Source organism: Pseudomonas sp. TWR1-1-4, from assembly GCF_049897165.1.
In the GTDB taxonomy this organism is placed as follows: Bacteria; Pseudomonadota; Gammaproteobacteria; order Pseudomonadales; family Pseudomonadaceae; genus Aquipseudomonas; species Aquipseudomonas canadensis.
In genome coordinates this window covers 53622-76371 of record NZ_JAFCVS010000009.1, presented here as the reverse complement: position 1 = coordinate 76371, position 22750 = coordinate 53622, and the positions used below count along the sequence as shown (strand labels likewise).

The window sequence follows — 22750 nt, the reverse complement described above, 5'->3', positions numbered from 1 at the left end:
ATTGGTGCGCCAATGATCGCGCATGCTGTCATAAAGCTGGCATAACCGAGCCAAAAGCACCCTATCAGGCACAAAAAAGGCACTTGCGATAATCGCTAAGTGCCTGATTTGTATAGCTTATTTGGTGGAGCCGGGGGGATTTGAACCCCCGTCCGCCAGTACTCCGCTGTCGGTACTACATGCGTAGCCGTTTCTATTAAGTTAACCCTCAGCGACCCGAAGGGCAGGGTGCTTTGGGCGAGTTGTGTAAGTTTTAGCCGCTTCGTCCACAACGTACTGCACGGCGATTCTGTTCTATATGACAATCACTTTGGGTTTACAGACATCCCCTGGTGATTGCTGGACCCGAAGGTACCAGAAGCTCAGGGCTAAGGCTGCTTACGCAGCGAGAGCGAATTCCTGGCCGTAGTTTTCGTCATTGGCAACTATAAGAAGTTGCAACAGTGGATTTACGAGTTCTGTTACCAACTCGGCATGCACCTAAAGTTTCGCAACCGGCGTCGAATCCTAAACGGCCCCGTGCTTGTAACTCGTTGTTTCATAGTGAGTGACAAGCCTTTGCAGTGTACGCCAAACCGTCACGGAAGGCCAACCCGAAGGTTGGTCTTCCGTGACTGAGCAGCCTATTGGCCACCTTTTTCGCTGTTCTGCAGGTCTTGCAGCGCCTTCGAGGTGATCTCGATGCACTTTTTGTCATCGCCCGCGGCGTGGGCCGCTTTGGCTTGGGAGACGGCAGTGTCTATCTCGCCGCTTTTGCCACTGGTGTCAGTGGCGAGCAGCGCTTTGCCGTTGTTGATTTTGTCCAGATTGATTTTGCACAAATCTGGCTCGCCCGCAGCGAATACAGGGGAAGCCAGCATCGCAGCAGTAATGAACAAGCCAGCAAGAGCGGAACGCTTCATAGGGTATCTCCTTGCACAAAAGGGCTCGACGCTGCTGGCGTTCAACGGCTGCCAGCGACATCACTGATGAGCCTCGTTTGTCGAGGCCTATGCAGATGACTACGCCGGCGCGCGAGGGTTCTGTTTTTATGCAGGTTCATTTTTGCAGTATCAGTGAGCGCGGGCTTGAGTGACGCGGTCAACCAGGTAGACCAACCCGTGATAATCAATACCGCCATGCTGGCTCAGACCGAGCTCGCAGGTGCGGCTGGTGGAGATGCCTTCGCTGCAATATTGCACCGCGTCCTTGAGGGTGCGCAGTGAGTGGGCGTTGAGTTCCGGCGTGGTGAAGCCCTTGTCACCGGCAAATCCGCAGCAATGGATGCCTTCAGGGATGATCACGCTGTTGGAACAGCGTCGAGCCAGATCGATCAGCGCCTGGCTCTCGCCCAGGTGTTGGGTGCTGCAGGTGACGTGCACGGCGATGGGGGCTTCCTGAGGTGTGAAGTCGAGACGGTCCATCAAGTGGGTGCGGATAAAGCGTACGGGATCGTAGAGGTCCAGCCGCGTTTTGCCCAGGTCCTGCACGAGGCGCAGGGTGCAGGGGCTGGTGTCGCAGTAGATCGGATCGAGCCCGCCACGGCTGGCGTGAAGTAGGGCGCCGATCAGTTCCTGGCGCTTGTGTTCGGCCTGTTCGGCGTAGCCCTTGGAAGCGAAAGGCTGGCCGCAGCACAGGCTGTCCTGATTGTCGGGGAATACGACTTGGTAACCGGCTTTTTCCAGCAGGCTGCGGGTTTTGTCGTACAGCGACATCTGTTCCTTATCCCCCGCTGCAGGGCCCATGGCGCGTGAAACGCAGGCGGCCAGGTAGACCACCCGCGGTCGTTCGTCCGTCACCGCCGGGCTGAAACGGATGGCTTTTTCCGGCTGCGGCATGGCGTTGGTCCACTGCGGAATTTGCCCCTTGGACAGCTTGGTCACGCTGGCTGATAGCTTCGCCAGGCGTGGTGCGCCCAGCAGCATGCGGGCGCCGTTGGCCACATGCAGGGTAAAGCGCGCGCCTTGCAGGGCGGTGGAAAAATGGGTGGCGAGCCATTCGGCGGTTTTCGTGCTGTTGGCGTCACGGCTGCGCAGTTTTTTCACCAAGTCGCCGGTATTGATTCCTACAGGGCAGCGTTGAGCGCAAAGGCCGGTCGCGGCGCAGGTGTCGATGCCCTGGTAGTGATACGCAGCTTCCAACTCAGTGGTGTCGACACCGGCGCGTTTCTTTGCCTGAATGTCACGCCAGATCACGATGCGCTGGCGCGGGCTCAAGGTCAGGCCTTTCGACGGGCACACCGGTTCGCAGAAGCCGCATTCGATGCACTTATCCACAAGCTCATCAGCGGCGGGTAGCGGCTTGAGGTGCTTGAGGTGGATTTGCGGGTCTTCGCTGAGCACCACGTCCGGGTTGAGAATGCCGTTGGGGTCGAGCAGGCGCTTGAGTTGCCACATCAATTGATAGGCGTCGCTGCCCCATTCCAGTTCCACGAACGGCGCCATATTGCGCCCGGTGCCGTGTTCGGCTTTAAGCGAACCTCCAAACTCCACCGCCACCAATTGCGCCACGTCGTCCATGAACGCTTGGTAGCGTGTGACTTCTTCCGCGCTGTTGAAGCCTTGGGTGAATACGAAGTGCAGATTACCTTCCAGCGCGTGTCCGAAAAGGATCGCCTCGTCGTAGTGATGTTTGTCGAAGAGCGCGATCAAGCGATTCACGCCGATTGCCAGTTGCTCAACCGGGAAGGTCACGTCCTCGATGATCACGGTGGTGCCGGTTTTGCGCACGGCGCCGACGGCCGGGAAGGTGTCTTTGCGGATTGCCCACAGTCGGGCGTTCTCGGTGGGGTCTTCGGTGAAGTCGACCTGTTTTTCTACCGGGAATGGGGTCAGGGAGGCCATGATCAGCGCCAGTTGCTCATGCAACAAAGACGAGGATGCTGCGCGGGATTCGATCAACAGGGCGCAGGCATTTTCCGAGAGTTGCTTTACGAAATCGGGCATGCCCGGCTTGTTCTGTACCGAGCGCATGCTGCGTCGGTCCAACAACTCGACGGCCGAGACCGGTTGGGTTTTGAGGACGGTGACTGCATTGCAGCAGGTTTCGACATCTGGAAATACGATCAACGCCGAGGCTTTGTTCGGGTGGTCTATTACCGTGTCGTAGGTGACCGCGCTGATAAACCCAAGAGTGCCCTCGGAGCCCACCAGCAGATGGCTGAGGATATCCAACGGCTCATCGAAATCCACCAGGGCGTTGAGCGACAGCCCGGTGGTATTTTTCAGACGGTATTTGTGGCGAATCCTGGCCGCTAATTCGGCATTGGCCCGCGTCTCGCGACCCAATGTCGCCAGCCGCTCAAGCAGCGCGCCGTGTTGTTCACGAAACGCCTTAACGCTGGTGGCGTCTTCAGTATCCAGCCGGCTGCCGTCAGCCAGTACCAGGCGTATGCCGGCCAGAGTGTGGTAGGTGTTCTGTGCGGTGCCGCAGCACATGCCGCTGGCATTGTTGGCGACGATACCGCCGATCTTGCAGGCGTTGATCGACGCCGGGTCCGGCCCGATCTTGCGCCCGAATGGCGCCAGCCACGCATTGGCCTGGGCGCCGATCACACCGGGTTGCAGGCGGATTTGCGTGCCTTGCCCGCGAATCTCGCGGCCATTCCAGTTGTCGCCCAGCACGATCAGTACCGAATCGCTGATGGCTTGCCCGGACAGGCTGGTGCCGGCGGCGCGGAAGGTCACCGCTACGTGGTCGCGCTGAGCCAGTTGCAGCAAGGCAACGACTTCGTCTTCTGACTCCACGCGGATCACCAATTGTGGGATCAGTCGGTAAAAGCTGGCGTCAGTGCCGAAAGCGAGGGTGGAAAGCGGATCGTCGAAACGCCGACTTTTCGGAATCAGTTGTGCTACGTCGCTTATGAAAGCAGCAGGCAGGCTCATCGGTCCTCCAGAAATAGCTGACGCCGGAATCGTATCCGGCGGCATTACGTGCAGGTCTTAGTGCACCAGCATACCGGTGAACCAGTAGGCCTGGGCCAGGGTGATCAGCCCGACGATGGTGGCGAAGAACAGGCTGTGCTTGAGAGTAAAGCGGAACAGATCGGACTCCTTGCCCACCAGGCCGGTAGCGGCGCACGCCACGGCGATGGATTGAGGCGAGATCATCTTGCCGGTGACGCCGCCGCTGGTGTTGGCCGCGACCAGCAGGGTGTCATTGACGCCGATCTGGTGCGCGGTGGTGGCCTGCAAGGAGCTGAACAGGGCGTTGGATGAGGTATCAGAGCCTGTCAGGAAAACCCCCAGCCAGCCGAGGAACGGCGAGAAGAACGGAAAGGCTGCGCCCGTGCCGGCCAATACCAGTGCCATGGTCGAAGACATGCCGGAGTAGTTGGTGACGAAGGCGAAGGCCAACACCATCCCAATCGACAGGATCGGCCAGCGCAGTTCGTAGAAGGTCTCTTTTAAAGTGGTAAGACCAGTCTTGATGTCGATTTTCAGTACCAGCATCGAGATCAGCGCGGAGAAGAAAATCGCAGTGCCGGTTGCAGAAATCGGGTCCAGTTTGAACACGGCCGGAATCGCGGTGGGGTTGGTCACGATCGGCGCGACCTTGATCACCAGTTGGTCCAGGTGTGGGATTGCGAAGTTGAATACCCAGCTGTACATCGAGCCCCCGGCAGCAAACATTGCCTTGAACGGCTTGAGGGTCCAGATGGTGACCAGCACGGTGAGAATCAGGAACGGCGACCAGGCCTTGAAAATCTGCCCGAGGCTGTAGGGCGAGACGATGGTATTGCGTGGCAGGCCGAAACCGCCGGCACTGGCGGTGACCGCCGCGCTGGAGGTGGCGCCGGCGATTTGTGCGCCTGCGGTGCGTTTTGGCTGCCAGACTTTCAGGAACAACGTCAGGGAAATCAGACTGGCCAGGGCCGAGGTGATGTCCGGCAGTTCCGGGCCGATGAAGTTGGAGGTGAAGTACTGGGTGACGGCAAAGCTCAAGCCTGCGACCAGCGCAGCGGGCCAGGTTTCACGCACGCCGCGCACGCCGTCCATCATGAACACCAGCCAGAACGGCACGAACAGCGACAGCAGCGGCAGTTGGCGACCGGTCATGGCGCCGATCTTGAATGCGTCGATGCCGGTCACCTGGCCCGCAACGATAATCGGGATGCCCAGCGCCCCAAAGGCCACGGGGGCAGTGTTGGCAATCAGGCACAGGCCGGCGGCGTACAGCGGGTTGAAGCCCAGGCCGACCAGCAGTGCAGCGGTGATTGCCACGGGGGCACCGAAACCGGCAGCACCTTCCAGGAAGGCGCCAAAGCAGAAGCCGATCAACAGCACTTGTAGGCGTTGGTCGTCAGTGATCGACAGGACTGAGCTACGGATGATCTCGAACTGGCCGCTTTTGACCGTGAGTTTGTAGAGAAACACCGCTGCGACGATGATCCAGGCGATGGGCCACAGGCCATAGGCAAAACCGTAACCGGCGGCGGCCAATGCCATGTCCACCGGCATCTGGAAGGCGAAGATCGCCACCAGGATCGACAGCGCCAAGGTGATGCTGCCAGCCACATGGCCTTTGAGGCGAAACACGGCCAGGGCGAGGAAGAAGAATACGATCGGAATAACGGCCGCCAATGCGGACAGGCCGAGGCTGCCGAGCGGGCTATAGAGCTGTTGCCAGGTTTGCATAGTGGGGTGGCCCCTGATTGTTGTTGTTTGGTCAGCTTGGGTAATTGGTAATACCAATTTACAATCGCTGTGGGCTAGAGTAAAAGCCTTGGTGGGGGTGTGTCAATTTGCCGCCCGCAAAACTTTGGTCGTAAGTTGGTAAGCAGGGTGTACTGATCGGCTGAAACGAAGGCGTTCTGATAGGTGCTGCAAGCGCTGCGATAGGCGAGAATAGAGCCCCGGCGAGTGGTCGGGATGGTGGAGAGTGAGTGATGGGGTTTGATCAGGTGCGTCAGCGCCGTTTGTCCGATGACATTGTCGAGCAGCTTGAGGGCATGATCCTTGAGGGCACGCTGAAGTCGGGTGAACGCTTGCCGGCCGAGCGCGCGTTGGCTGAGCAATTCGGGGTGTCGCGCCCTTCTTTGCGGGAGGCGATCCAGAAACTGTCAGCCAAAGGTTTGCTCGTCAGCCGCCAGGGCGGTGGTAACTACGTGGCTGAATCATTGGGCTCTACGTTCAGTGACCCGCTGTTGCACCTGTTGGAGAACAACCCCGAGGCTCAGCGTGATCTGCTGGAGTTTCGTCAGACCCTTGAGGCCTCTTGCGCCTACTACGCCGCGTTGCGCGCAACGGAGGTTGATCGCGAGCGTCTTACGGCTGCCTTCGAAGCGCTACAGGATTGCTACACCCGGTCCGATGAGGTGAGTCGGGCCGAGGAGGGCGCAGCGGATGCGCGGTTTCACTTGGCCATCGCCGAGGCCAGCCACAACGCCGTGTTGCTGCACACCATTCGCGGTCTGTTCGACCTGCTTAAACGTAACGTGGTGACCAACATCGGCGGCATGTATCAGCAGCGAACGGAAACCCGCGACATGCTGATCAGTCAGCACCGGGATCTGTACCTGGCGATTATCGAGGGGCGCGCCGAGCAGGCACGGGAAGTCTCAACGCGTCACCTGCTGTATGTGCAGGAAGTGTTGGAAGAAGTGCGTCAGGAAGTTCAGCGCGTGGCGCGTGCGGAGCGGCGCAAGGGGATGTAGCCGAGGGACCTCCCAAGGCTACATCACAGCAAGGATCAGTCTTCCTTGCCCTTGTTGCGCACGGCGCGATGCAGTTCGCGATTGGAGTCGCGCTCGCGCTCGGTATCGCGCTTGTCGTATTCCTTCTTGCCCTTGCCCAAGGCAATCTCGCATTTGACCAGGTGCTTGCTCCAGTACCAGGACAGGCAGACGCAGGCGTAGCCCTTCTGCTGTACGGCGGCGGCGAGCTTTTCCAGTTCGCGGGCATTGAGCAGCAGCTTGCGCGTGCGCACCGGATCGGCAATCACGTGAGTGCTCGCAGTGGTCAGCGGGGTGATATGACTGCCAAGCAGCCATGCCTCGCCATCCTTGAGCAGCACGTAACTGTCGACCAGTTGCAGCTTGCTGGCACGCAGACTCTTTACTTCCCAGCCGGCCAGGACCAGACCAGCCTCGAACCGATGTTCGATGAAGTAATCGTGTCGCGCCTTTTTATTTTGCGCGATGGTCCCTGTGGGGTGTTTCTTTTGTTTAGCCATAGGGGCGGCATTATAGGGAGTTGCGAGCCTGTCGGCTACGGTCAACCTGCGTGCTTGAGCGTGTTGGACGAATCCCGGACAATGCGGGCAGTTCTCTGGTTTTTTTCTTTCGCGGATCGGGCTGTTCTTCCGCGATGTTTGCTGCTCAGCTGTGGAAATGACGCACACATGACGACGCATATTCAACGTTCAGCGCTGCTGCCCTATCCGGCACAGGCGCTCTATGACCTGGTCAACGACGTGGCGCGTTACCCGGAATTCCTGCCGTGGTGCTCAACGGCCGAGGTGCTGGAAAGCAGTGATGAGCACATGGTCGCCAGTGTCGGGGTCGCGAAGGGCGGCCTGAGCCAGCATTTTGTGACGCGCAATGTGCTGGTGCCTGGGAAATCCATTGAAATGGATTTACAGGAGGGGCCGTTTACCCAGCTCCACGGGGTATGGGTATTCAAGGCCTTAACGGACAAGGCCTGCAAGATCAGCCTGGACCTTTCCTTTGATTATGCGGGGCCTATCGTGCGCGCGACGTTGGGGCCTTTGTTCAATCAGGCGGCCAATACCCTGGTGGATGCATTCTGCCAGCGAGCCAAGCAACTGCATGGTTGAGATTGAGGTGGTGTACGCCGGCGTGGATCGTCAGGTTCTATTGGCGGTGACGGTGCCAGCCGGCACTAGCCTGCGTTCGGCGGTGCAGGCGTCAGGTATTGCGGCGCAATTCCCTGAGTTGGATCTGGCTGGCTGCGTTTTGGGTATATTCGGCAAAGTGGTCGCGGACGCTGAAGTGCGTTGTGTGCAGGCGGGTGATCGCATTGAGATTTACCGCCCCTTGCTGGCAGACCCAAAAGAAATACGCAGGTTGCGCGCAGCCAAGGCGGCGCTGGCCAAGCAACAGAATTCATAGGTCGGCCAAATGGCAGGCAACAAAAAGCCCGGCATGCCGGGCTTTTTGTTGAGCGTCGCAAAATTACTGCGGGCTGGTATCCAGAGGCTGTGGCGTCGGGACGGGAACCGTTTCCACGCCGTCGACGTCTTTCTGGATCTTGTCGAGCAGAGAGCCTGGTTTGGCCGGCACTTCGGACTTCGGCTTCTCGCCTTCCTGCTCCGGCGCAGTGACGTTGGTGCCATTGTCTTTGCCAAGCAAGGCTTCATCACGGCTTACGCCGGGCATGAAGTCGCCGGACAGGCTGACAAGCTGGTCATTGCCATTGAAAACGACGCTGACGCGCTCCTGTTGGCGTTCACCGCCACCAGGCTGCAGGCTGTAGAGATAATCCCAGCGATCGGCATGGAATGTGTCGGTCAGCAGGGGGTTACCCATGATAAACCGTACTTGCCGTCGGGTCATTCCGGGGCGTAACTGGTCTATCATGTCCTGCGTGACGACATTGCCCTGCTGGATGTCGATTTTGTAAACCCCGGGGAATGAACAACCGGCGAGTGCGAGCAGTCCCACAAAGGTGAAACTGGTTAGCAAGAGCTTGGTGTTTTGCATCGGTGGGCGACTTCCACTATCTTGGCTGGGACAACGTAAACGCCGATCATACCCGTATTAAGAGAAGCTGCGAAGCAGCATCCGCGAGAAAGCTAACCATGGTTGAAAATAGCGAACTACGCAAAGCCGGTCTCAAAGTGACTCTGCCACGAGTCAAGATTCTACAAATGCTCGATTCTGCTGAGCAGCGTCACATGAGTGCCGAGGATGTCTATAAGGCGCTGATGGAGTCTAACGAGGACGTCGGCCTGGCCACGGTTTACCGTGTACTGACCCAGTTTGAAGCCGCAGGGCTGGTGGTTCGTCATAATTTCGACGGCGGTCATGCAGTATTTGAACTGGCTGACGGTGGTCATCACGACCACATGGTTGACCTGGATACCAATGAGGTTATCGAGTTCACCAGTCCGGAAATCGAAGCGCTGCAGCACAAGATTGCTGAGGAGCATGGCTTCGATCTGGTTGACCATAATCTGGTCTTGTACATCCGTAAGAAAAAGTAACAAGCGCTGCAGATTCGCGCTGCAAAATGATCGAAGGCGACCTCAGGGTCGCCTTCGTGCTTTCTATAGAGGCGAAATTATCCGGTCAGGCCTTCGCCGCCACGACCATTTTTTTCGCGTGCGCCAAGGACTCCTTGGTCAAGTCGATCCCGCCGAGCATGCGTGCCACTTCTTCAACGCGTTCCGACTTATTCAACTTGGACACGGCTGTGTGTGTTGCATCGCTGCCGCGCACCTTGTGCACAAACAGGTGCTGATGCCCCTGGGCTGCCACCTGTGGCAAGTGGGTGACCGTCAGTACCTGGCCACGATCCCCCAGGCGCCGCAACAACTGGCCAACAATTTCTGCCGTCGGCCCACCGATCCCCACATCGACTTCGTCGAACACCAGCGTTGGCACCCGTGAGGTTTGCGCAGTAATCACCTGGATGGCCAGGCTGATTCGCGACAGTTCACCGCCGGAGGCCACTTTTGCCAGTGCCTTGAGCGGTTGCCCGGGGTTGGCGCTGACCAGTAGCTCGACCTGCTCCAGCCCGTGGGGCTGCAGTTCGTTACTGGCGTTGGTGCGCAATTCAATGGTGAAGCGACCGCCGGGCATGCCCAGGCGTTGGATCTCCAGCTCCACTGCGCCGGCCAGGCTCGTCGCTGCTTGCTGGCGCAAGTCGCTGAGTTCGCGCGCCTTCTCTTGGTAATGGCGAGCGAAAGAGGCGAGCTCGTCGCCCAGGCGCTCGATGGATTCATCGTTGGCGTTCAGGGTCTCGATTTCATCCAGCAGCTTTTGCTGCATCGTCGCCACTTCGGTGGGCTGGATGCGATGTTTGCGCGCCAGGGTATAGATAGTGTCGAGGCGTTCTTCTATGTCCTGAAGACGTGCGGGGTCGGCATCGAAGTGGTCCAGGAAGCGATTCAGCTCACCGACGGCTTCCTCTACTTGAATCTGTGCGCTGGTGAGCAAGGTCGTGGCCTCGCTCAGTGAGCCGGAGGCGCTGTTCACGCTAGAGAGGCGATTGAGGCTGGCGGTCAACGCGTTAAGTACATTGCCGGAGTCACTCTCACTGCACTGCTCTACCACTTGGCGGCAAATGCCCAGCAAGGTTTCCGCGTTGGTGAGGTTCTTGTGTTCCTGCTCAAGCTGCTCCAGTTCGGTCTCGCCCAAGCCCAGACTTTCCAGCTCTTCGAGTTGATAGCTGAGCAATTGATGGCGAGCTCGCTGTTCATCGCCGGAGTTGGAGAGTCGCTCCAGCTCCTGGCGAGTCTGGCGCCAGCGTTGGGCGGCGAGTTGCACCTGTCGGGCAAGGTCTGTGGCGCCAGCGTACTCATCAAGCAGGCGGCGATGGGTATCGGTTTTCAGCAGGGACTGGTGTTCATGCTGGCTGTGGATATCGATCAGCAGTTCGCCCAGGGCTTTTAGGTCGCCAAGCGGGCAGGGGGTGCCATTGATATAGCCGCGGGACCGGCCTTCCGCTGTGATGACCCGCCGAAGGATGCACGGGCCTTCATTATTAAGGTCGCGCTCGGCCAGCCAGGCCTCTGCCTCGGGAATATCCGCCAGGTCGAAGGTGGCCAGGATGTCGGCCTTGTCCGCACCGGGGCGTACCACGCCGCTGTCGGCGCGATCACCCAGGGTCAAGCCTAGGGCGTCGAGCATGATCGACTTGCCGGCGCCGGTTTCGCCTGTGATTACGCTCATCCCACGATCCAGCTCGAGATCCAGATGTTCAACAATGGCGTAGTTATGTACGGACAGGTGCACGAGCATGACGGCCGCTCCCAGGCTTTAGGTCTGGTTATTTATACAGTGTTTTATCTGAGGCTGACAATCCTGGTGCTTAGGTCGATTTGCTTGAACCCGGCTTTTTTTAAGTGCAATCAGGAATGACCAAGCAGGAATTGATGAAGGTCAGTCGAAAGACTTTTGGTAACGCTTGCGCCCTTGAACCTGGAAATTGTGGCCCCATATACCCGAACAGAAGCGCGAGTTGAGTTCGCGCATGATTTTGAAAGGAGAAAACTATGGCTGACGAACAGACGCAGGATACGCAAACTCCAGACGCCAATTCGGCTGTCGGCGATGAGCTGGCGACTCGTGTGCAAGTGCTCGAAGAGCAATTGGCCGCTGCGCAGGACCAGTCTTTGCGTGTTGCCGCTGATCTGCAGAACGTCCGCCGCCGTGCCGAGCAGGATGTAGAAAAGGCTCACAAGTTCGCACTGGAAAAATTCGCCAATGACTTGCTGCCGATCATCGACAGTCTGGAACGTGGCCTTGAATTGTCCAACCCGGACGACGAAAACATCCGCCCGATGCGCGAAGGGATCGAACTGACCCTGAAAATGTTCCAGGACACCCTGAAGCGTTATCAGTTGGAAGCAGTCGATCCACAAGGCGGCGAACCGTTCAACGCTGAGCATCATCAGGCCATGGCCATGCAGGAAAGCCATGACCTGGAGCCGAACAGCGTGCTCAAAACGTTCCAGAAGGGTTATCTGCTCAATGGTCGCTTGCTGCGCCCGGCGATGGTCGTAGTGAGCAAGGCGCCTGCACCAGTTTCGCCTTCTATTGATGAGCAGGCTTGAAATACGCTGCAAAGCCCCCATCTATAAGTCAAGCGTTTAAGTGCTACCGCAGTTAGCCACCACTGCTGCGGCAACCAAATTCAAGTTTCGGGAGAGTAAATCATGGGCAAAATTATCGGTATCGACCTGGGGACCACCAACTCCTGTGTCTCCGTCATGGAAAACGGCAAAGCCAAAGTAATCGAAAACGCCGAAGGCGCGCGTACCACGCCGTCGATCATTGCTTACGCAAATGATGGCGAGATCCTGGTTGGTCAGTCGGCCAAGCGCCAGGCTGTCACCAATCCGCACAACACCCTGTACGCAGTAAAGCGTCTGATCGGTCGTAAGTTCGACGAAGAAGTCGTGCAGAAAGACATCAAGATGGTGCCTTACAAAATCGCCAAGGCTGACAACGGTGACGCCTGGGTAGAAGTAAATGGCAACAAGATGTCGGCACCACAGATCTCGGCTGAAGTCTTGAAAAAGATGAAGAAGACCGCCGAAGACTACCTGGGTGAAGCTGTGACCGAAGCGGTGATCACCGTTCCGGCTTACTTCAACGACAGCCAGCGCCAGGCGACCAAAGACGCCGGCCGCATCGCGGGCCTGGACGTAAAACGCATCATCAACGAACCAACCGCAGCTGCTCTGGCTTACGGTATGGACAAGGCCAAAGGCGACCACACTGTGATCGTTTATGACCTGGGTGGCGGTACTTTCGACGTCTCGGTCATCGAGATCGCTGAAGTTGATGGCGAGCACCAGTTCGAAGTGTTGGCCACCAACGGCGACACCTTCCTGGGGGGTGAAGACTTTGACATTCGTCTGATCGACTACCTCGTTGACGAATTCAAGAAAGAAAGCGGCATGAACCTCAAGGGTGACCCGCTGGCGATGCAGCGCCTGAAAGAAGCTGCTGAGAAAGCCAAGATCGAGCTGTCCTCGAGCATGTCGACCGACGTGAACCTGCCGTACATCACTGCAGATGCCACCGGTCCTAAGCACTTGAACGTGAAGATCTCTCGCGCCAAGTTGGAAGCTCTGGTTGAAGACCTGGTTCAGCGCACCATCGAACCTTGCCGCATTGCGCTGAAAGACGCTGGTATCGACGTTGGTTCCATCAACGACGTGATCCTGGTCGGCGGTCAGACCCGTATGCCACTGGTTCAGCAGAAAGTGACCGAGTTCTTCGGTAAAGAAGCACGTAAAGACGTGAACCCGGACGAAGCGGTTGCCATGGGTGCTGCCATCCAGGGCGCGGTATTGGCCGGTGATGTGAAAGACGTGCTGCTGCTGGACGTCAGCCCGCTGACCCTGGGTATCGAAACCATGGGCGGCGTAATGACTGCGCTGATCGAGAAAAACACCACGATTCCTACCAAGAAATCGCAAGTGTTCTCGACTGCCGATGACAATCAGGGCGCCGTGACCATCCATGTGCTGCAAGGTGAGCGTAAGCAGGCTGCTCAGAACAAGTCCCTGGGCAAGTTCGACCTGGCCGAGATTCCACCAGCACCGCGTGGCGTGCCGCAAATCGAAGTAACCTTCGACATCGACGCCAACGGCATCCTGCACGTCGGCGCGAAAGACAAGGCGACTGGCAAAGAGCAGAAGATCACCATCAAGGCCAACTCCGGTCTGTCTGATGAAGAAATTCAACAGATGATTCGTGATGCTGAAGCCAACGCTGATGCGGATGCCAAGTTTGCTGAGCTGGCTGGCGCCCGTAACCAGGGTGATGCACTGGTTCACTCGACACGCAAAATGGTCGCTGATGCTGGCGATAAAGTGACGGCTGAAGAGAAGACCGCCATCGAAGCTGCTGTAGTTGCCCTGGAAGCCGCTGTTAAAGGCGACGACAAGGCCGCTATCGAAGCCAAGATCGAAGAGTTGTCGAAAGTCTCTGCACCGGTTGCTCAGAAAATGTACGCCGAACAAGGTCAGCCAGCTGACGGTGCTGCGCAACAGGCAGAGCCTGAAGCCAAGCACGACGATGTTGTCGATGCCGAGTTCGAAGAAGTCAAAGACCAGAAGTAAGTTGGTCGCCCGGTTGACCGCTATCAAGCGGTGACTGGTAGGATGTCGCCGCGCGGGAGCTTGCTCCCGCGTTGGCGTGTCTGGGGTATGCGAATTTTTACAGCATGCGACAGTGTTCGGATGCTGGCGGTGTGATCGGGAATGCTCCTGCTTTCCGAGCAGTAAATACCGCACTTTTGGCCGGGTCCCTGGCTAAAAAGTAGTAACGACCAGGATCGTTGAATTGACGTGAGTTGGGTCCGGGCCTGTATTGGGGCTCAACGAGTTTGGCAAGGCTCAGGAGGGTCTGGCTGAACGTCCTTAAGAGTGCAAAGACTTATGGCAAAGCGTGACTATTACGAAGTATTGGGTGTGGAGCGCGGTTCCAGCGAGGCGGACCTGAAGAAGGCCTACCGTCGCTTGGCGATGAAGCACCACCCGGACCGTAATCCGGATAGCAAAGAATCCGAAGAAATGTTCAAAGAGGCCAATGAGGCCTACGAATGTCTGTCTGATCCCAACAAGCGTGCGGCGTACGACCAGTACGGCCATGCCGGCGTCGACCCGAGCATGGGTGGCGGCGGTGCCGGGTTTGGCGGTCAGAACTTCTCCGATATTTTCGGTGACGTGTTCAGCGACTTCTTCGGCGGTGGCCGCGGTGGTCAGCGTGGCGGTGCCCAGCGTGGCAGCGACTTGCGCTACACCTTGGAATTGAACCTGGAAGAGGCCGTGCGCGGCACCAGCGTCAATATCCGTGTGCCGACGCTGGTCAACTGCAAGCCGTGCGATGGCTCGGGCGCCAAGAAGGGCTCGTCGCCCATCACCTGCCCGACGTGCGGTGGTATTGGTCAGGTCCGCATGCAGCAGGGCTTCTTCTCGGTGCAGCAGACCTGCCCGCGCTGCCATGGCCAGGGCAAGATCATTTCCGATCCGTGCGACTCCTGCCACGGCGAAGGTCGTGTCGAAGAGTACAAGACGCTGTCGGTAAAAGTGCCGGCTGGCGTGGATACCGGTGACCGTATTCGCCTGTCGGGCGAAGGCGAGGCGGGTACCCAGGGTGGGCCTACGGGCGACCTGTACGTGGTGATCAACGTGCGCGAGCACTCGATCTTCCAGCGCGACGGCAAGCACCTGTTCTGTGAAGTGCCAATCAGCTTTGTTGATGCGGCGCTGGGTGGCGAGTTGGAGATTCCGACCCTTGATGGTCGCGTCAAGCTCAAGATCCCTGAAGGCACGCAGACCGGCAAACAGTTCCGCATCCGTGGCAAAGGCGTTGCGCCGGTGCGCGGTGGTGGCGCTGGTGACCTGATGTGTCGTGTGGCGGTGGAAACACCGGTCAACCTGAACCGTCGCCAGCGTGAATTGCTTGAAGAGTTCCGTAGCTCGATGGAAGGTGATGACTCCCACTCGCCGAAGACTGCGGGCTTTTTCGATGGCGTGAAGCGCTTCTTCGGCGACCTGTAAGGAATTGAGTATGCGACGTATAGCCGTAATGGGCGCTGCCGGGCGCATGGGCAAGACACTGGTCGAGGCGGTGCAGCAGCGCTCGCCGGCCTCTGGGCTGACTGCAGCGATTGTTCGTCCTGGCAGCACATTGATTGGTGCGGATGCTGGTGAGCTAGCCTCGTTGGGGCGCATTGGTGTGTCGTTGTCCGGCAATCTGGAGCAGGTGGCGGACGAATTCGATGTGCTCATCGATTTCACCCTGCCCGACGTGATGCTGAAAAACCTGGCGTTCTGCCGCAAGGCGGGCAAGGCCATGGTGATCGGCACCACCGGTTTGACGGTTGAGCAGAAGCAGTTGCTGGTGGAGGCGGGCAAGGATATCCCTGTCGTGTTCGCCGCCAATTTCAGTGTCGGTGTGAATCTGTCGCTCAAGCTGCTGGATCTGGCGGCGCGCGTGCTGGGTGATGAGGCGGATATCGAGATCATCGAAACCCATCACCGTCACAAGATCGACGCGCCGTCGGGCACTGCGCTGCGCATGGGAGAGGCGATTGCCGATGCGTTGGGTCGTGACCTGTCGAAAGTCGCGGTGTACGGCCGTGAAGGTCATACCGGTGCGCGGGAGCGGGACACCATTGGTTTCGCAACCGTGCGTGGTGGTGATGTTGTGGGTGATCACACTGTGTTGTTCGCCACTGAAGGTGAGCGCCTGGAAATCACGCACAAAGCCTCCAGTCGCATGACTTTCGCCAAGGGCGCGGTACGTGCGGCGCTCTGGTTGGAAGGCCGCGAGCCGGGCCTGTATGACATGCGCGATGTGCTGGATCTGCACTAATGAGTAGCTAAAGCAGGGCCTCAAGCTTATGCTGAGGCCCCGTTTTTACCCGCTAAGCGACGTCCTGTCGCATTCCCCTGCCTTTTAGGCTCATTAGCGGTGGACCAAAAAAGCCTTTTTCTGTAAGCTACAGCTTTAGTGTGTTCACTAAAAGCGCGCAGAATAATTCAGTGAATAAGCGGAGTGACGTGTCCATACGTCACTCCGCTTTTTTACACCTGCGATCGCCCTTTCAGGCTTTATTTACGGGAGGTCTTCTTGACTAAGCCAGCCATACTCGCCCTTGCTGATGGCAGCATTTTTCGCGGCGAAGCCATTGGAGCCGACGGTCAAACCGTTGGAGAGGTAGTGTTTAACACTGCCATGACCGGCTATCAGGAAATCCTTACCGATCCTTCCTACGCCCAACAGATCGTTACCCTGACTTATCCGCACATCGGCAACACCGGTACTACACCGGAAGACGTCGAGTCTGATTGCGTCTGGTCGGCCGGTCTGGTGATTCGTGACCTGCCACTGGTTGCGAGCAACTGGCGTAATACGATGTCGCTGTCCGATTACCTGAAAGCCAACAACGTTGTGGCGATCGCCGGTATCGATACCCGCCGCCTCACGCGCATCCTGCGTGAAAAAGGCTCGCAGAACGGCTGCATCATGGTCGGTGACAATATCTCCGAAGAGGCGGCGATTGCCGCAGCGCAAGGTTTCCCAGGCCTGAAAGGCATGGACCTGGCCAAAGTCGTCAGTGCCAAAGAGAAGTACGAGTGGCGCTCCACTGTCTGGGACCTGAAGACCGACAGCCATGCAACTATCGAAGCTGCGGACTTGCCTTACCACGTAGTGGCCTACGACTACGGCGTCAAATACAACATCCTGCGCATGCTGGTCGAGCGCGGCTGCCGCGTGACAGTGGTGCCGGCGCAAACGCCTGCCAGCGAAGTGCTCGCCTTGCAGCCGGACGGCGTGTTCTTGTCCAACGGCCCAGGTGACCCTGAGCCATGCGACTATGCCATCCAGGCGATCAAGGAAGTACTGGAAACCGAGATTCCGGTGTTCGGTATCTGCCTTGGCCACCAATTGCTGGCGCTGGCCTCCGGTGCCAAGACCCTGAAAATGGGCCACGGCCACCATGGTGCCAACCACCCGGTTCAAGACCTGGACACCGGTGTTGTGATGATCACCAGCCAGAACCACGGTTTTGCGGTAGATGAAGCATCCCTGCCGAGCAACGTGCGCGCCATTCACAAGTCGCTGTTCGACGGTTCCCTGCAGGGTATTGAGCGCACCGACAAGAGCGCGTTCAGCTTCCAGGGCCACCCTGAAGCGAGCCCGGGCCCGAACGACGTAGCGCCGCTGTTCGACCGTTTCATCAATGAGATGGCCAAGCGACGCTGACTGAGCGGCCTGCGGGTGGCCCCGAACGTCGGCGGCCCCCGCAGGCTCTTCAAAGATTGTTCAAGACGGCTTGCCGACTGACCTGCGGATTTGAGTGACAAACCCATGCCAAAACGTACAGACATAAAAAGCATCCTGATTCTCGGCGCTGGCCCGATCGTGATCGGCCAGGCCTGCGAATTCGACTACTCCGGCGCCCAGGCCTGTAAAGCCCTGCGCGAAGAGGGTTACCGCGTCATCCTGGTGAACTCCAACCCGGCCACCATCATGACCGACCCGGACATGGCTGACGCCACTTACATCGAGCCGATCAAGTGGCAGACTGTTGCCAAGATCATCGAGAAAGAGCGTCCGGACGCGCTGCTGCCAACCATGGGTGGTCAAACCGCTCTGAACTGCGCCCTGGATCTGGAGCGCGAAGGCGTCCTGGAGAAATTCGGCGTAGAAATGATCGGCGCCAATGCCGACACCATCGACAAGGCCGAAGACCGTTCGCGCTTTGACAAGGCGATGAAGTCCATCGGCCTGGACTGCCCGCGCTCGGGTATCGCCCACAGCATGGAAGAGGCCAACACAGTGCTCGAGAAGCTGGGCTTCCCGTGCATCATCCGTCCGTCCTTCACCATGGGCGGCACCGGTGGCGGTATCGCTTACAACCGTGAAGAGTTCGAAGAAATCTGTTCTCGTGGCCTGGACCTGTCACCGACCAAAGAGCTGCTGATTGACGAGTCCCTGATCGGCTGGAAAGAGTATGAGATGGAGGTTGTCCGCGATAAGAAGGACAACTGCATCATCGTCTGTTCCATCGAAAACTTCGATCCGATGGGCGTGCACACCGGTGACTCGATCACAGTTGCGCCGGCGCAGACCCTGACGGACAAGGAATACCAGATCATGCGTAACGCCTCGCTGGCGGTACTGCGTGAAATCGGCGTGGAAACCGGCGGCTCCAACGTCCAGTTCGGCATCTGCCCGAACACGGGGCGCATGGTAGTCATCGAGATGAACCCGCGGGTATCCCGTTCCTCGGCCCTGGCCTCTAAAGCTACCGGTTTCCCGATTGCGCGTATCGCCGCCAAGTTGGCGATCGGCTATACCCTGGACGAACTGCAGAACGAAATCACCGGCGGCGCTACTCCGGCGTCCTTTGAGCCGTCGATCGACTACGTCGTCACCAAGCTGCCACGTTTCGCGTTCGAGAAATTCCCGAAAGCCGACGCACGCCTGACCACTCAAATGAAGTCGGTCGGTGAAGTCATGGCCATCGGCCGGACCTTCCAGGAGTCCCTGCAGAAAGCCTTGCGCGGTCTGGAAGTGGGCGTTTGTGGCCTGGACGAGAAGCTCGACCTGAGCAATCCGGAAAGCATGAGCATCCTCAAGCGCGAACTGACCGTGCCGGGCGCCGAGCGCATCTGGTACGTGGCTGATGCTTTCCGCGCCGGCCTGTCGGTCGAAGACATCTTCGGCATGAACATGATCGACCCGTGGTTCCTGGTGCAGATCGAAGACCTGATCAAGGAAGAAGAGAAGGTCAAGACCCTGGGTCTGGCCAGTATCGACCGCGACTTGATGTTCAAGCTCAAGCGCAAAGGTTTCTCCGACATGCGTCTGGCCAAGTTGCTGGGTGTGACCGAAAAAGCATTGCGTCGCCACCGCCACAAGCTGGAAATCTTCCCGGTCTATAAGCGCGTTGACACCTGCGCGGCCGAGTTCGCTACCGACACCGCCTACATGTACTCAACTTACGAGGAAGAGTGCGAAGCCGCGCCGTCGGGCCGCGACAAGATCATGATCCTCGGCGGTGGTCCAAACCGTATCGGCCAGGGTATCGAGTTCGACTACTGCTGCGTACACGCTGCATTGGCCCTGCGCGAAGACGGTTACGAGACCATCATGGTCAACTGCAACCCGGAAACCGTTTCCACTGACTATGACACCTCGGATCGCCTGTACTTCGAGCCAGTGACCCTGGAAGACGTGCTGGAAATCTGCCGGGTCGAGAAGCCAAAGGGCGTGATCGTCCAGTACGGCGGCCAGACTCCACTGAAGCTGGCGCGTGCCCTGGAAGAAGCAGGCGTGCCGATTATCGGCACCAGCCCAGACGCAATTGACCGTGCAGAAGACCGTGAGCGCTTCCAGCAAATGGTTGAGCGCCTGAACCTGCGCCAGCCGCCAAACGCCACCGTGCGCAGCGAAGACGAAGCCATTCGCGCAGCCAGCAAGATCGGCTACCCGCTGGTGGTGCGTCCGTCCTACGTATTGGGCGGTCGTGCGATGGAAATCGTCTACGAAGAAGAAGAGCTCAAGCGCTACCTGCGTGATGCGGTGAAAGTGTCCAACGACAGCCCGGTGCTGCTGGACCACTTCCTCAACTGCGCCATCGAGATGGATGTGGACGCCGTTTGCGACGGCACCGACGTGGTGATCGGCGCGATCATGCAGCACATCGAACAGGCGGGCGTTCACTCCGGTGACTCTGCATGCTCGCTGCCGCCGTACTCGCTGCCGGCGCACATCCAGGACGAGATGCGCGAACAGGTCAAGAAAATGGCCTTGGAATTGGGCGTAGTTGGCCTGATGAACGTACAGTTGGCGCTGCAAGGCGAAGACATCTACGTCATTGAAGTCAACCCGCGTGCTTCGCGTACCGTGCCATTTGTTTCCAAGTGCATCGGTGTCTCCCTGGCCATGATCGCGGCTCGCGTGATGGCAGGTAAGACCCTGAAAGAAATCGGCTTCACCAAGGAAATCATTCCGAACTTCTACAGCGTGAAAGAGGCGGTGTTCCCGTTCGCCAAGTTCCCTGGCGTGGACCCGATCCTGGGCCCAGAGATGAAGTCCACCGGTGAAGTGATGGGCGTGGGCGACACCTTCGGTGAAGCCTTTGCCAAGGCCCAAATGGGTGCCAGCGAAGTGCTGCCGACTGGTGGTACTGCGTTCATCAGTGTGCGTGATGATGATAAGCCACTGGTTGCAGGCGTGGCCCGTGATCTGATCAACTTGGGCTTCGAAGTCGTGGCCACCGCCGGGACCGCCAAGCTGATCGAAGCTGCCGGCTTGAAAGTGCGTCGCGTGAACAAGGTGACGGAAGGCCGTCCGCACGTGGTCGACATGATCAAGAATGACGAAGTCACCCTGATCATCAACACCACCGAAGGTCGCCAGTCGATCGCGGACTCCTACTCCATTCGTCGTAACGCCTTGCAGCACAAGATCTACTGCACCACCACCATTGCTGCTGGCGAAGCCATCTGCGAAGCGCTCAAGTTCGGTCCGGAAAAGACCGTGCGTCGCTTGCAGGATCTACACGCAGGATTGAAGGCATGACCAAATACCCAATGACCGTCCAGGGCTTCAAGGCCCTGGAAGAGGAGCACGCCCATCTGACCAAGGTCGTCCGTCCAAAGCTGAGCCAGGACATCGGTACGGCCCGCGAGCTGGGTGACTTGAAGGAAAACGCCGAATACCACGCTGCTCGCGAGCAGCAAGGTATGGTCGAGGCGCGCATCCGCGATATCGAAGGCCGCCTGCAGAACTCGGTGGTCATCGACGTGACGACCATTCCGAAGACCGGCAAGGTGATTTTCGGCACGACCGTGGAAATCGCCAACGTCGAAACGGACGAAAGTGTGGTTTACCACATCGTTGGCGAGGATGAGGCTGACTTCAAGCTCGGCAAAATCTCTGTCGGTTCTCCGCTTGCCCGCGCCTTGATTGCCAAGGAAGAGGGTGATGTGGTTGCTGTGAAAACGCCAGGCGGCGTGATCGAGTACGAGATTGTTGAAGTTAGTCACGTCTGAAAGACGGCGCCCGCTACGTGCGGGCGCCATGCTTTGGCAGCTCTCCCAGATGCTTTGGGTGGGTGGCCTGTGGTTGTTGCACATTGGCGTGTTGCCGGCGCTGGGCCTGATTGGCCTGGCACCGTTGCTGATCGATGAGATCGATGGATTACTCAGTGCGCTGCTGGTGGGTTTTGCGGCGGCGTGCGTGACGCTCCAGGCGTTGGTGCTAGTCAAGGCTGAAGGCTTGGGGAGTTTGTGGCGGGATATTCGCGGGCAACTGCTGTTGATGGCGCTGTATGCGTGTGCAATGTATTGCATTGTGCATGTCTGGCTGCCGGAAGCGTTGCGCTGGCAGCTATTCAGCTATCTTGTACTAGGGTTTTCTGGTCTGGTGCTGGTTATGCAGCCGGCGCCAGGGTGGAGTGGCAGGGCGCGCGAAGCGCGCCCGTGACCCTTGCTGTTATTTAAAAGTCATCATTTGAAGCGATGAACGTTCGACAGTTGCTTGTTGACGCTGAAGTTCTTGCGATACAGCAGCGCCATCTTGCCGATGACCTGGACCAGGTCCGCTTTGCCTGCCTTGCACAGTTCTGCAATGGCAGCCAGGCGCGCTTCGCGGTCAAGGATGTTGACCTTGATCTTGATCAGTTCATGATCGTTCAGCGCACGTTCGAATTCGGCTAACACACCTTCAGTCAAACCGTTATCTGCCACAATCAGAACTGGTTTCAGATGGTGGCCAATGGATTTGTACTGTTTCTTCTGCTCTTGAGTGAGCGGCATAATCTGACCCCTGCGTCTGATCTTGTAAAAAGCGGCGGCCAGTTTACCCGAGCGAGTCCGGGACCGCCCAGTTAATCACGACCCGTTTTATTTTTCGAGGTGGCCCGTGGCCCGTTCCAAAACCAGCCTTAAGTGGCTACAAGAACATTTCAACGATCCTTACGTCAAAAAGGCGCAGAAGGACGGCTACCGTTCGCGGGCCAGCTACAAGCTGCTGGAGATCCAGGACAAGGATAAGTTGATCCGTCCAGGCATGAGCGTTATCGATCTGGGTGCAGCCCCAGGTGGTTGGTCCCAGGTGACCAGTCGTCTGATTGGTGGGCAGGGCCGCTTGATCGCTTCCGACATTCTGGAAATGGACAGTATCCCGGATGTGACCTTTGTTCACGGTGACTTTACTCAGGATGCCGTACTCGCACAGATCCTTGAGGCTGTGGGAAATTCGCAGGTAGACCTTGTGATTTCCGACATGGCCCCCAATATGAGTGGATTACCGGCCGTTGATATGCCGCGCGCAATGTTCCTATGTGAGCTGGCGCTGGATTTGGCGGGTCGGGTTTTGCGTCCTGGTGGTGATTTTCTGGTGAAAGTCTTCCAGGGCGAGGGTTTCGACGAGTACCACAAGAACATTCGCAAGTTGTTCGAGAAGGTGCAAACGCGTAAGCCTGACTCATCCCGAGACAGGTCTCGGGAGCAGTACCTGCTGTGCCGCGGCTTCCGTGGGGTTGAAGGCGCTGCGAGTGAAGAGCGTTTTTGAGGAATTCGAGGAGGGCGATAGGTTTTTTTATATCGC

The 22750-nt window shown here is 58.2% G+C and carries 20 protein-coding genes and 1 other RNA gene; 13 read left to right on the top strand and 8 right to left on the bottom strand.

Going from position 1 to position 22750, the window contains the following annotated elements; all coding sequences use genetic code 11:
• Positions 1 to 122: 122 nt before the first annotated feature.
• The 4 genes from ssrA to ACP7C6_RS27025 all read right to left on the bottom strand — a co-directional run bounded on the left by ssrA (position 123) and on the right by ACP7C6_RS27025 (position 5615).
• Positions 123 to 519: a transfer-messenger RNA gene (gene ssrA / locus ACP7C6_RS27040) on the bottom strand.
• A gap of 104 nt (positions 520 to 623) precedes the next feature.
• The gene (locus ACP7C6_RS27035; protein WP_010206635.1) at positions 624 to 902 is read right to left on the bottom strand and encodes a hypothetical protein; all 279 of its coding nucleotides are present in this window, start codon (positions 900 to 902) and stop codon (positions 624 to 626) included.
• Between the two features lie 150 nt (positions 903 to 1052).
• Positions 1053 to 3863 carry an FAD-binding and (Fe-S)-binding domain-containing protein gene (locus ACP7C6_RS27030; protein WP_426109482.1) on the bottom strand — a complete coding sequence of 937 codons (2811 nt, stop codon included), beginning with the start codon at positions 3861 to 3863 and terminating at the stop codon, positions 1053 to 1055.
• A gap of 57 nt (positions 3864 to 3920) precedes the next feature.
• Complete coding sequence (locus ACP7C6_RS27025; RefSeq protein WP_028617984.1) at positions 3921 to 5615, bottom strand: lactate permease LctP family transporter; 1695 nt, start codon at positions 5613 to 5615, stop codon at positions 3921 to 3923.
• 251 nt (positions 5616 to 5866) lie between these two features.
• On the opposite strand from ACP7C6_RS27025, the gene ACP7C6_RS27020 reads away from it, so the two are divergent.
• Complete coding sequence (locus tag ACP7C6_RS27020) at positions 5867 to 6634, top strand: FCD domain-containing protein (protein ID WP_028617983.1); 768 nt, start codon at positions 5867 to 5869, stop codon at positions 6632 to 6634.
• Between the two features lie 35 nt (positions 6635 to 6669).
• On the opposite strand, the gene smpB is transcribed toward ACP7C6_RS27020, so the two are convergent.
• Positions 6670 to 7152: an SsrA-binding protein SmpB gene (smpB, locus tag ACP7C6_RS27015; RefSeq protein WP_005791513.1), complete on the bottom strand. Its 483-nt coding sequence runs from the start codon at positions 7150 to 7152 to the stop codon at positions 6670 to 6672.
• Between the two features lie 168 nt (positions 7153 to 7320).
• On the opposite strand from smpB, the gene ACP7C6_RS27010 reads away from it, so the two are divergent.
• Both ACP7C6_RS27010 and ACP7C6_RS27005 read left to right on the top strand, forming a co-directional pair.
• Complete coding sequence (locus tag ACP7C6_RS27010) at positions 7321 to 7755, top strand: type II toxin-antitoxin system RatA family toxin (protein ID WP_426109481.1); 435 nt, start codon at positions 7321 to 7323, stop codon at positions 7753 to 7755.
• On the top strand, positions 7748 to 8050 hold the full coding sequence (locus tag ACP7C6_RS27005; RefSeq protein WP_028617981.1) for an RnfH family protein: 303 nt from the start codon (positions 7748 to 7750) through the stop codon (positions 8048 to 8050). The genes ACP7C6_RS27010 and ACP7C6_RS27005 overlap by 8 nt, the downstream gene beginning before the upstream one ends.
• Before the next feature lie 63 nt (positions 8051 to 8113).
• On the opposite strand, the gene ACP7C6_RS27000 is transcribed toward ACP7C6_RS27005, so the two are convergent.
• A complete protein-coding gene (locus tag ACP7C6_RS27000) occupies positions 8114 to 8641 on the bottom strand; it encodes an outer membrane protein assembly factor BamE (RefSeq protein WP_426109480.1) in 528 nt (175 codons plus the stop codon).
• Positions 8642 to 8739: 98 nt separating this feature from the next.
• On the opposite strand from ACP7C6_RS27000, the gene fur reads away from it, so the two are divergent.
• The gene (gene fur / locus ACP7C6_RS26995; RefSeq protein ID WP_003194220.1) at positions 8740 to 9144 is read left to right on the top strand and encodes a ferric iron uptake transcriptional regulator; all 405 of its coding nucleotides are present in this window, start codon (positions 8740 to 8742) and stop codon (positions 9142 to 9144) included.
• Between the two features lie 85 nt (positions 9145 to 9229).
• On the opposite strand, the gene recN is transcribed toward fur, so the two are convergent.
• Positions 9230 to 10903, bottom strand: a complete 1674-nt coding sequence (recN, locus tag ACP7C6_RS26990; RefSeq protein WP_028617979.1) for a DNA repair protein RecN — start codon at positions 10901 to 10903, stop codon at positions 9230 to 9232.
• 254 nt (positions 10904 to 11157) lie between these two features.
• On the opposite strand from recN, the gene grpE reads away from it, so the two are divergent.
• The 8 genes from grpE (at position 11158) to ACP7C6_RS26950 (ending at position 21625) form a co-directional block, all read left to right on the top strand.
• Positions 11158 to 11718 (top strand): nucleotide exchange factor GrpE, encoded by a 561-nt coding sequence (gene grpE / locus ACP7C6_RS26985; protein ID WP_028617978.1) that lies wholly within the window; start codon positions 11158 to 11160, stop codon positions 11716 to 11718.
• Positions 11719 to 11820: 102 nt separating this feature from the next.
• Complete coding sequence (gene dnaK / locus ACP7C6_RS26980) at positions 11821 to 13737, top strand: molecular chaperone DnaK (protein WP_028617977.1); 1917 nt, start codon at positions 11821 to 11823, stop codon at positions 13735 to 13737.
• 318 nt (positions 13738 to 14055) lie between these two features.
• Entirely contained in the window at positions 14056 to 15180 is a 1125-nt protein-coding gene (gene dnaJ, locus ACP7C6_RS26975) for a molecular chaperone DnaJ (RefSeq protein WP_016976814.1), read from the top strand.
• Between the two features lie 10 nt (positions 15181 to 15190).
• A complete protein-coding gene (gene dapB / locus ACP7C6_RS26970) occupies positions 15191 to 15997 on the top strand; it encodes a 4-hydroxy-tetrahydrodipicolinate reductase (RefSeq protein WP_311893907.1) in 807 nt (268 codons plus the stop codon).
• A 258-nt stretch (positions 15998 to 16255) separates the two neighbouring features.
• A complete protein-coding gene (gene carA, locus ACP7C6_RS26965) occupies positions 16256 to 17392 on the top strand; it encodes a glutamine-hydrolyzing carbamoyl-phosphate synthase small subunit (protein ID WP_068935247.1) in 1137 nt (378 codons plus the stop codon).
• 105 nt (positions 17393 to 17497) lie between these two features.
• A complete protein-coding gene (gene carB, locus ACP7C6_RS26960) occupies positions 17498 to 20719 on the top strand; it encodes a carbamoyl-phosphate synthase large subunit (RefSeq protein WP_068935249.1) in 3222 nt (1073 codons plus the stop codon).
• The gene (gene greA / locus ACP7C6_RS26955) at positions 20716 to 21192 is read left to right on the top strand and encodes a transcription elongation factor GreA (protein ID WP_028617973.1); all 477 of its coding nucleotides are present in this window, start codon (positions 20716 to 20718) and stop codon (positions 21190 to 21192) included. Before carB ends, greA begins: the two co-directional genes overlap by 4 nt.
• Before the next feature lie 28 nt (positions 21193 to 21220).
• Positions 21221 to 21625: a hypothetical protein gene (locus tag ACP7C6_RS26950; protein ID WP_025999772.1), complete on the top strand. Its 405-nt coding sequence runs from the start codon at positions 21221 to 21223 to the stop codon at positions 21623 to 21625.
• Positions 21626 to 21648: 23 nt separating this feature from the next.
• On the opposite strand, the gene yhbY is transcribed toward ACP7C6_RS26950, so the two are convergent.
• Positions 21649 to 21957 (bottom strand): ribosome assembly RNA-binding protein YhbY, encoded by a 309-nt coding sequence (yhbY, locus tag ACP7C6_RS26945; protein WP_028617972.1) that lies wholly within the window; start codon positions 21955 to 21957, stop codon positions 21649 to 21651.
• Positions 21958 to 22063: 106 nt separating this feature from the next.
• Here yhbY and rlmE point away from each other — a divergent pair, with 106 nt between their 5' ends.
• Positions 22064 to 22714 carry a 23S rRNA (uridine(2552)-2'-O)-methyltransferase RlmE gene (gene rlmE, locus ACP7C6_RS26940; RefSeq protein ID WP_016976819.1) on the top strand — a complete coding sequence of 217 codons (651 nt, stop codon included), beginning with the start codon at positions 22064 to 22066 and terminating at the stop codon, positions 22712 to 22714.
• Positions 22715 to 22750: the final 36 nt, after the last annotated feature.

Bases quoted from the DNA above. Each gene is read 5' to 3' on its own strand.
- ACP7C6_RS27035 (WP_010206635.1), bottom strand. From the start codon at position 902: ATGAAGCGTTCCGCTCTTGCTGGCTTGTTCATTACTGCTGCGATGCTG.
- ACP7C6_RS27030 (WP_426109482.1), bottom strand. From the start codon at position 3,863: ATGAGCCTGCCTGCTGCTTTCATAAGCGACGTAGCACAACTGATTCCG.
- ACP7C6_RS27025 (WP_028617984.1), bottom strand. From the start codon at position 5,615: ATGCAAACCTGGCAACAGCTCTATAGCCCGCTCGGCAGCCTCGGCCTG.
- ACP7C6_RS27020 (WP_028617983.1), top strand. From the start codon at position 5,867: ATGGGGTTTGATCAGGTGCGTCAGCGCCGTTTGTCCGATGACATTGTC.
- smpB (WP_005791513.1), bottom strand. From the start codon at position 7,152: ATGGCTAAACAAAAGAAACACCCCACAGGGACCATCGCGCAAAATAAA.
- ACP7C6_RS27010 (WP_426109481.1), top strand. From the start codon at position 7,321: ATGACGACGCATATTCAACGTTCAGCGCTGCTGCCCTATCCGGCACAG.
- ACP7C6_RS27005 (WP_028617981.1), top strand. From the start codon at position 7,748: ATGGTTGAGATTGAGGTGGTGTACGCCGGCGTGGATCGTCAGGTTCTA.
- ACP7C6_RS27000 (WP_426109480.1), bottom strand. From the start codon at position 8,641: ATGCAAAACACCAAGCTCTTGCTAACCAGTTTCACCTTTGTGGGACTG.
- fur (WP_003194220.1), top strand. From the start codon at position 8,740: ATGGTTGAAAATAGCGAACTACGCAAAGCCGGTCTCAAAGTGACTCTG.
- recN (WP_028617979.1), bottom strand. From the start codon at position 10,903: ATGCTCGTGCACCTGTCCGTACATAACTACGCCATTGTTGAACATCTG.
- grpE (WP_028617978.1), top strand. From the start codon at position 11,158: ATGGCTGACGAACAGACGCAGGATACGCAAACTCCAGACGCCAATTCG.
- dnaK (WP_028617977.1), top strand. From the start codon at position 11,821: ATGGGCAAAATTATCGGTATCGACCTGGGGACCACCAACTCCTGTGTC.
- dnaJ (WP_016976814.1), top strand. From the start codon at position 14,056: ATGGCAAAGCGTGACTATTACGAAGTATTGGGTGTGGAGCGCGGTTCC.
- dapB (WP_311893907.1), top strand. From the start codon at position 15,191: ATGCGACGTATAGCCGTAATGGGCGCTGCCGGGCGCATGGGCAAGACA.
- carB (WP_068935249.1), top strand. From the start codon at position 17,498: ATGCCAAAACGTACAGACATAAAAAGCATCCTGATTCTCGGCGCTGGC.
- greA (WP_028617973.1), top strand. From the start codon at position 20,716: ATGACCAAATACCCAATGACCGTCCAGGGCTTCAAGGCCCTGGAAGAG.
- ACP7C6_RS26950 (WP_025999772.1), top strand. From the start codon at position 21,221: ATGCTTTGGCAGCTCTCCCAGATGCTTTGGGTGGGTGGCCTGTGGTTG.
- yhbY (WP_028617972.1), bottom strand. From the start codon at position 21,957: ATGCCGCTCACTCAAGAGCAGAAGAAACAGTACAAATCCATTGGCCAC.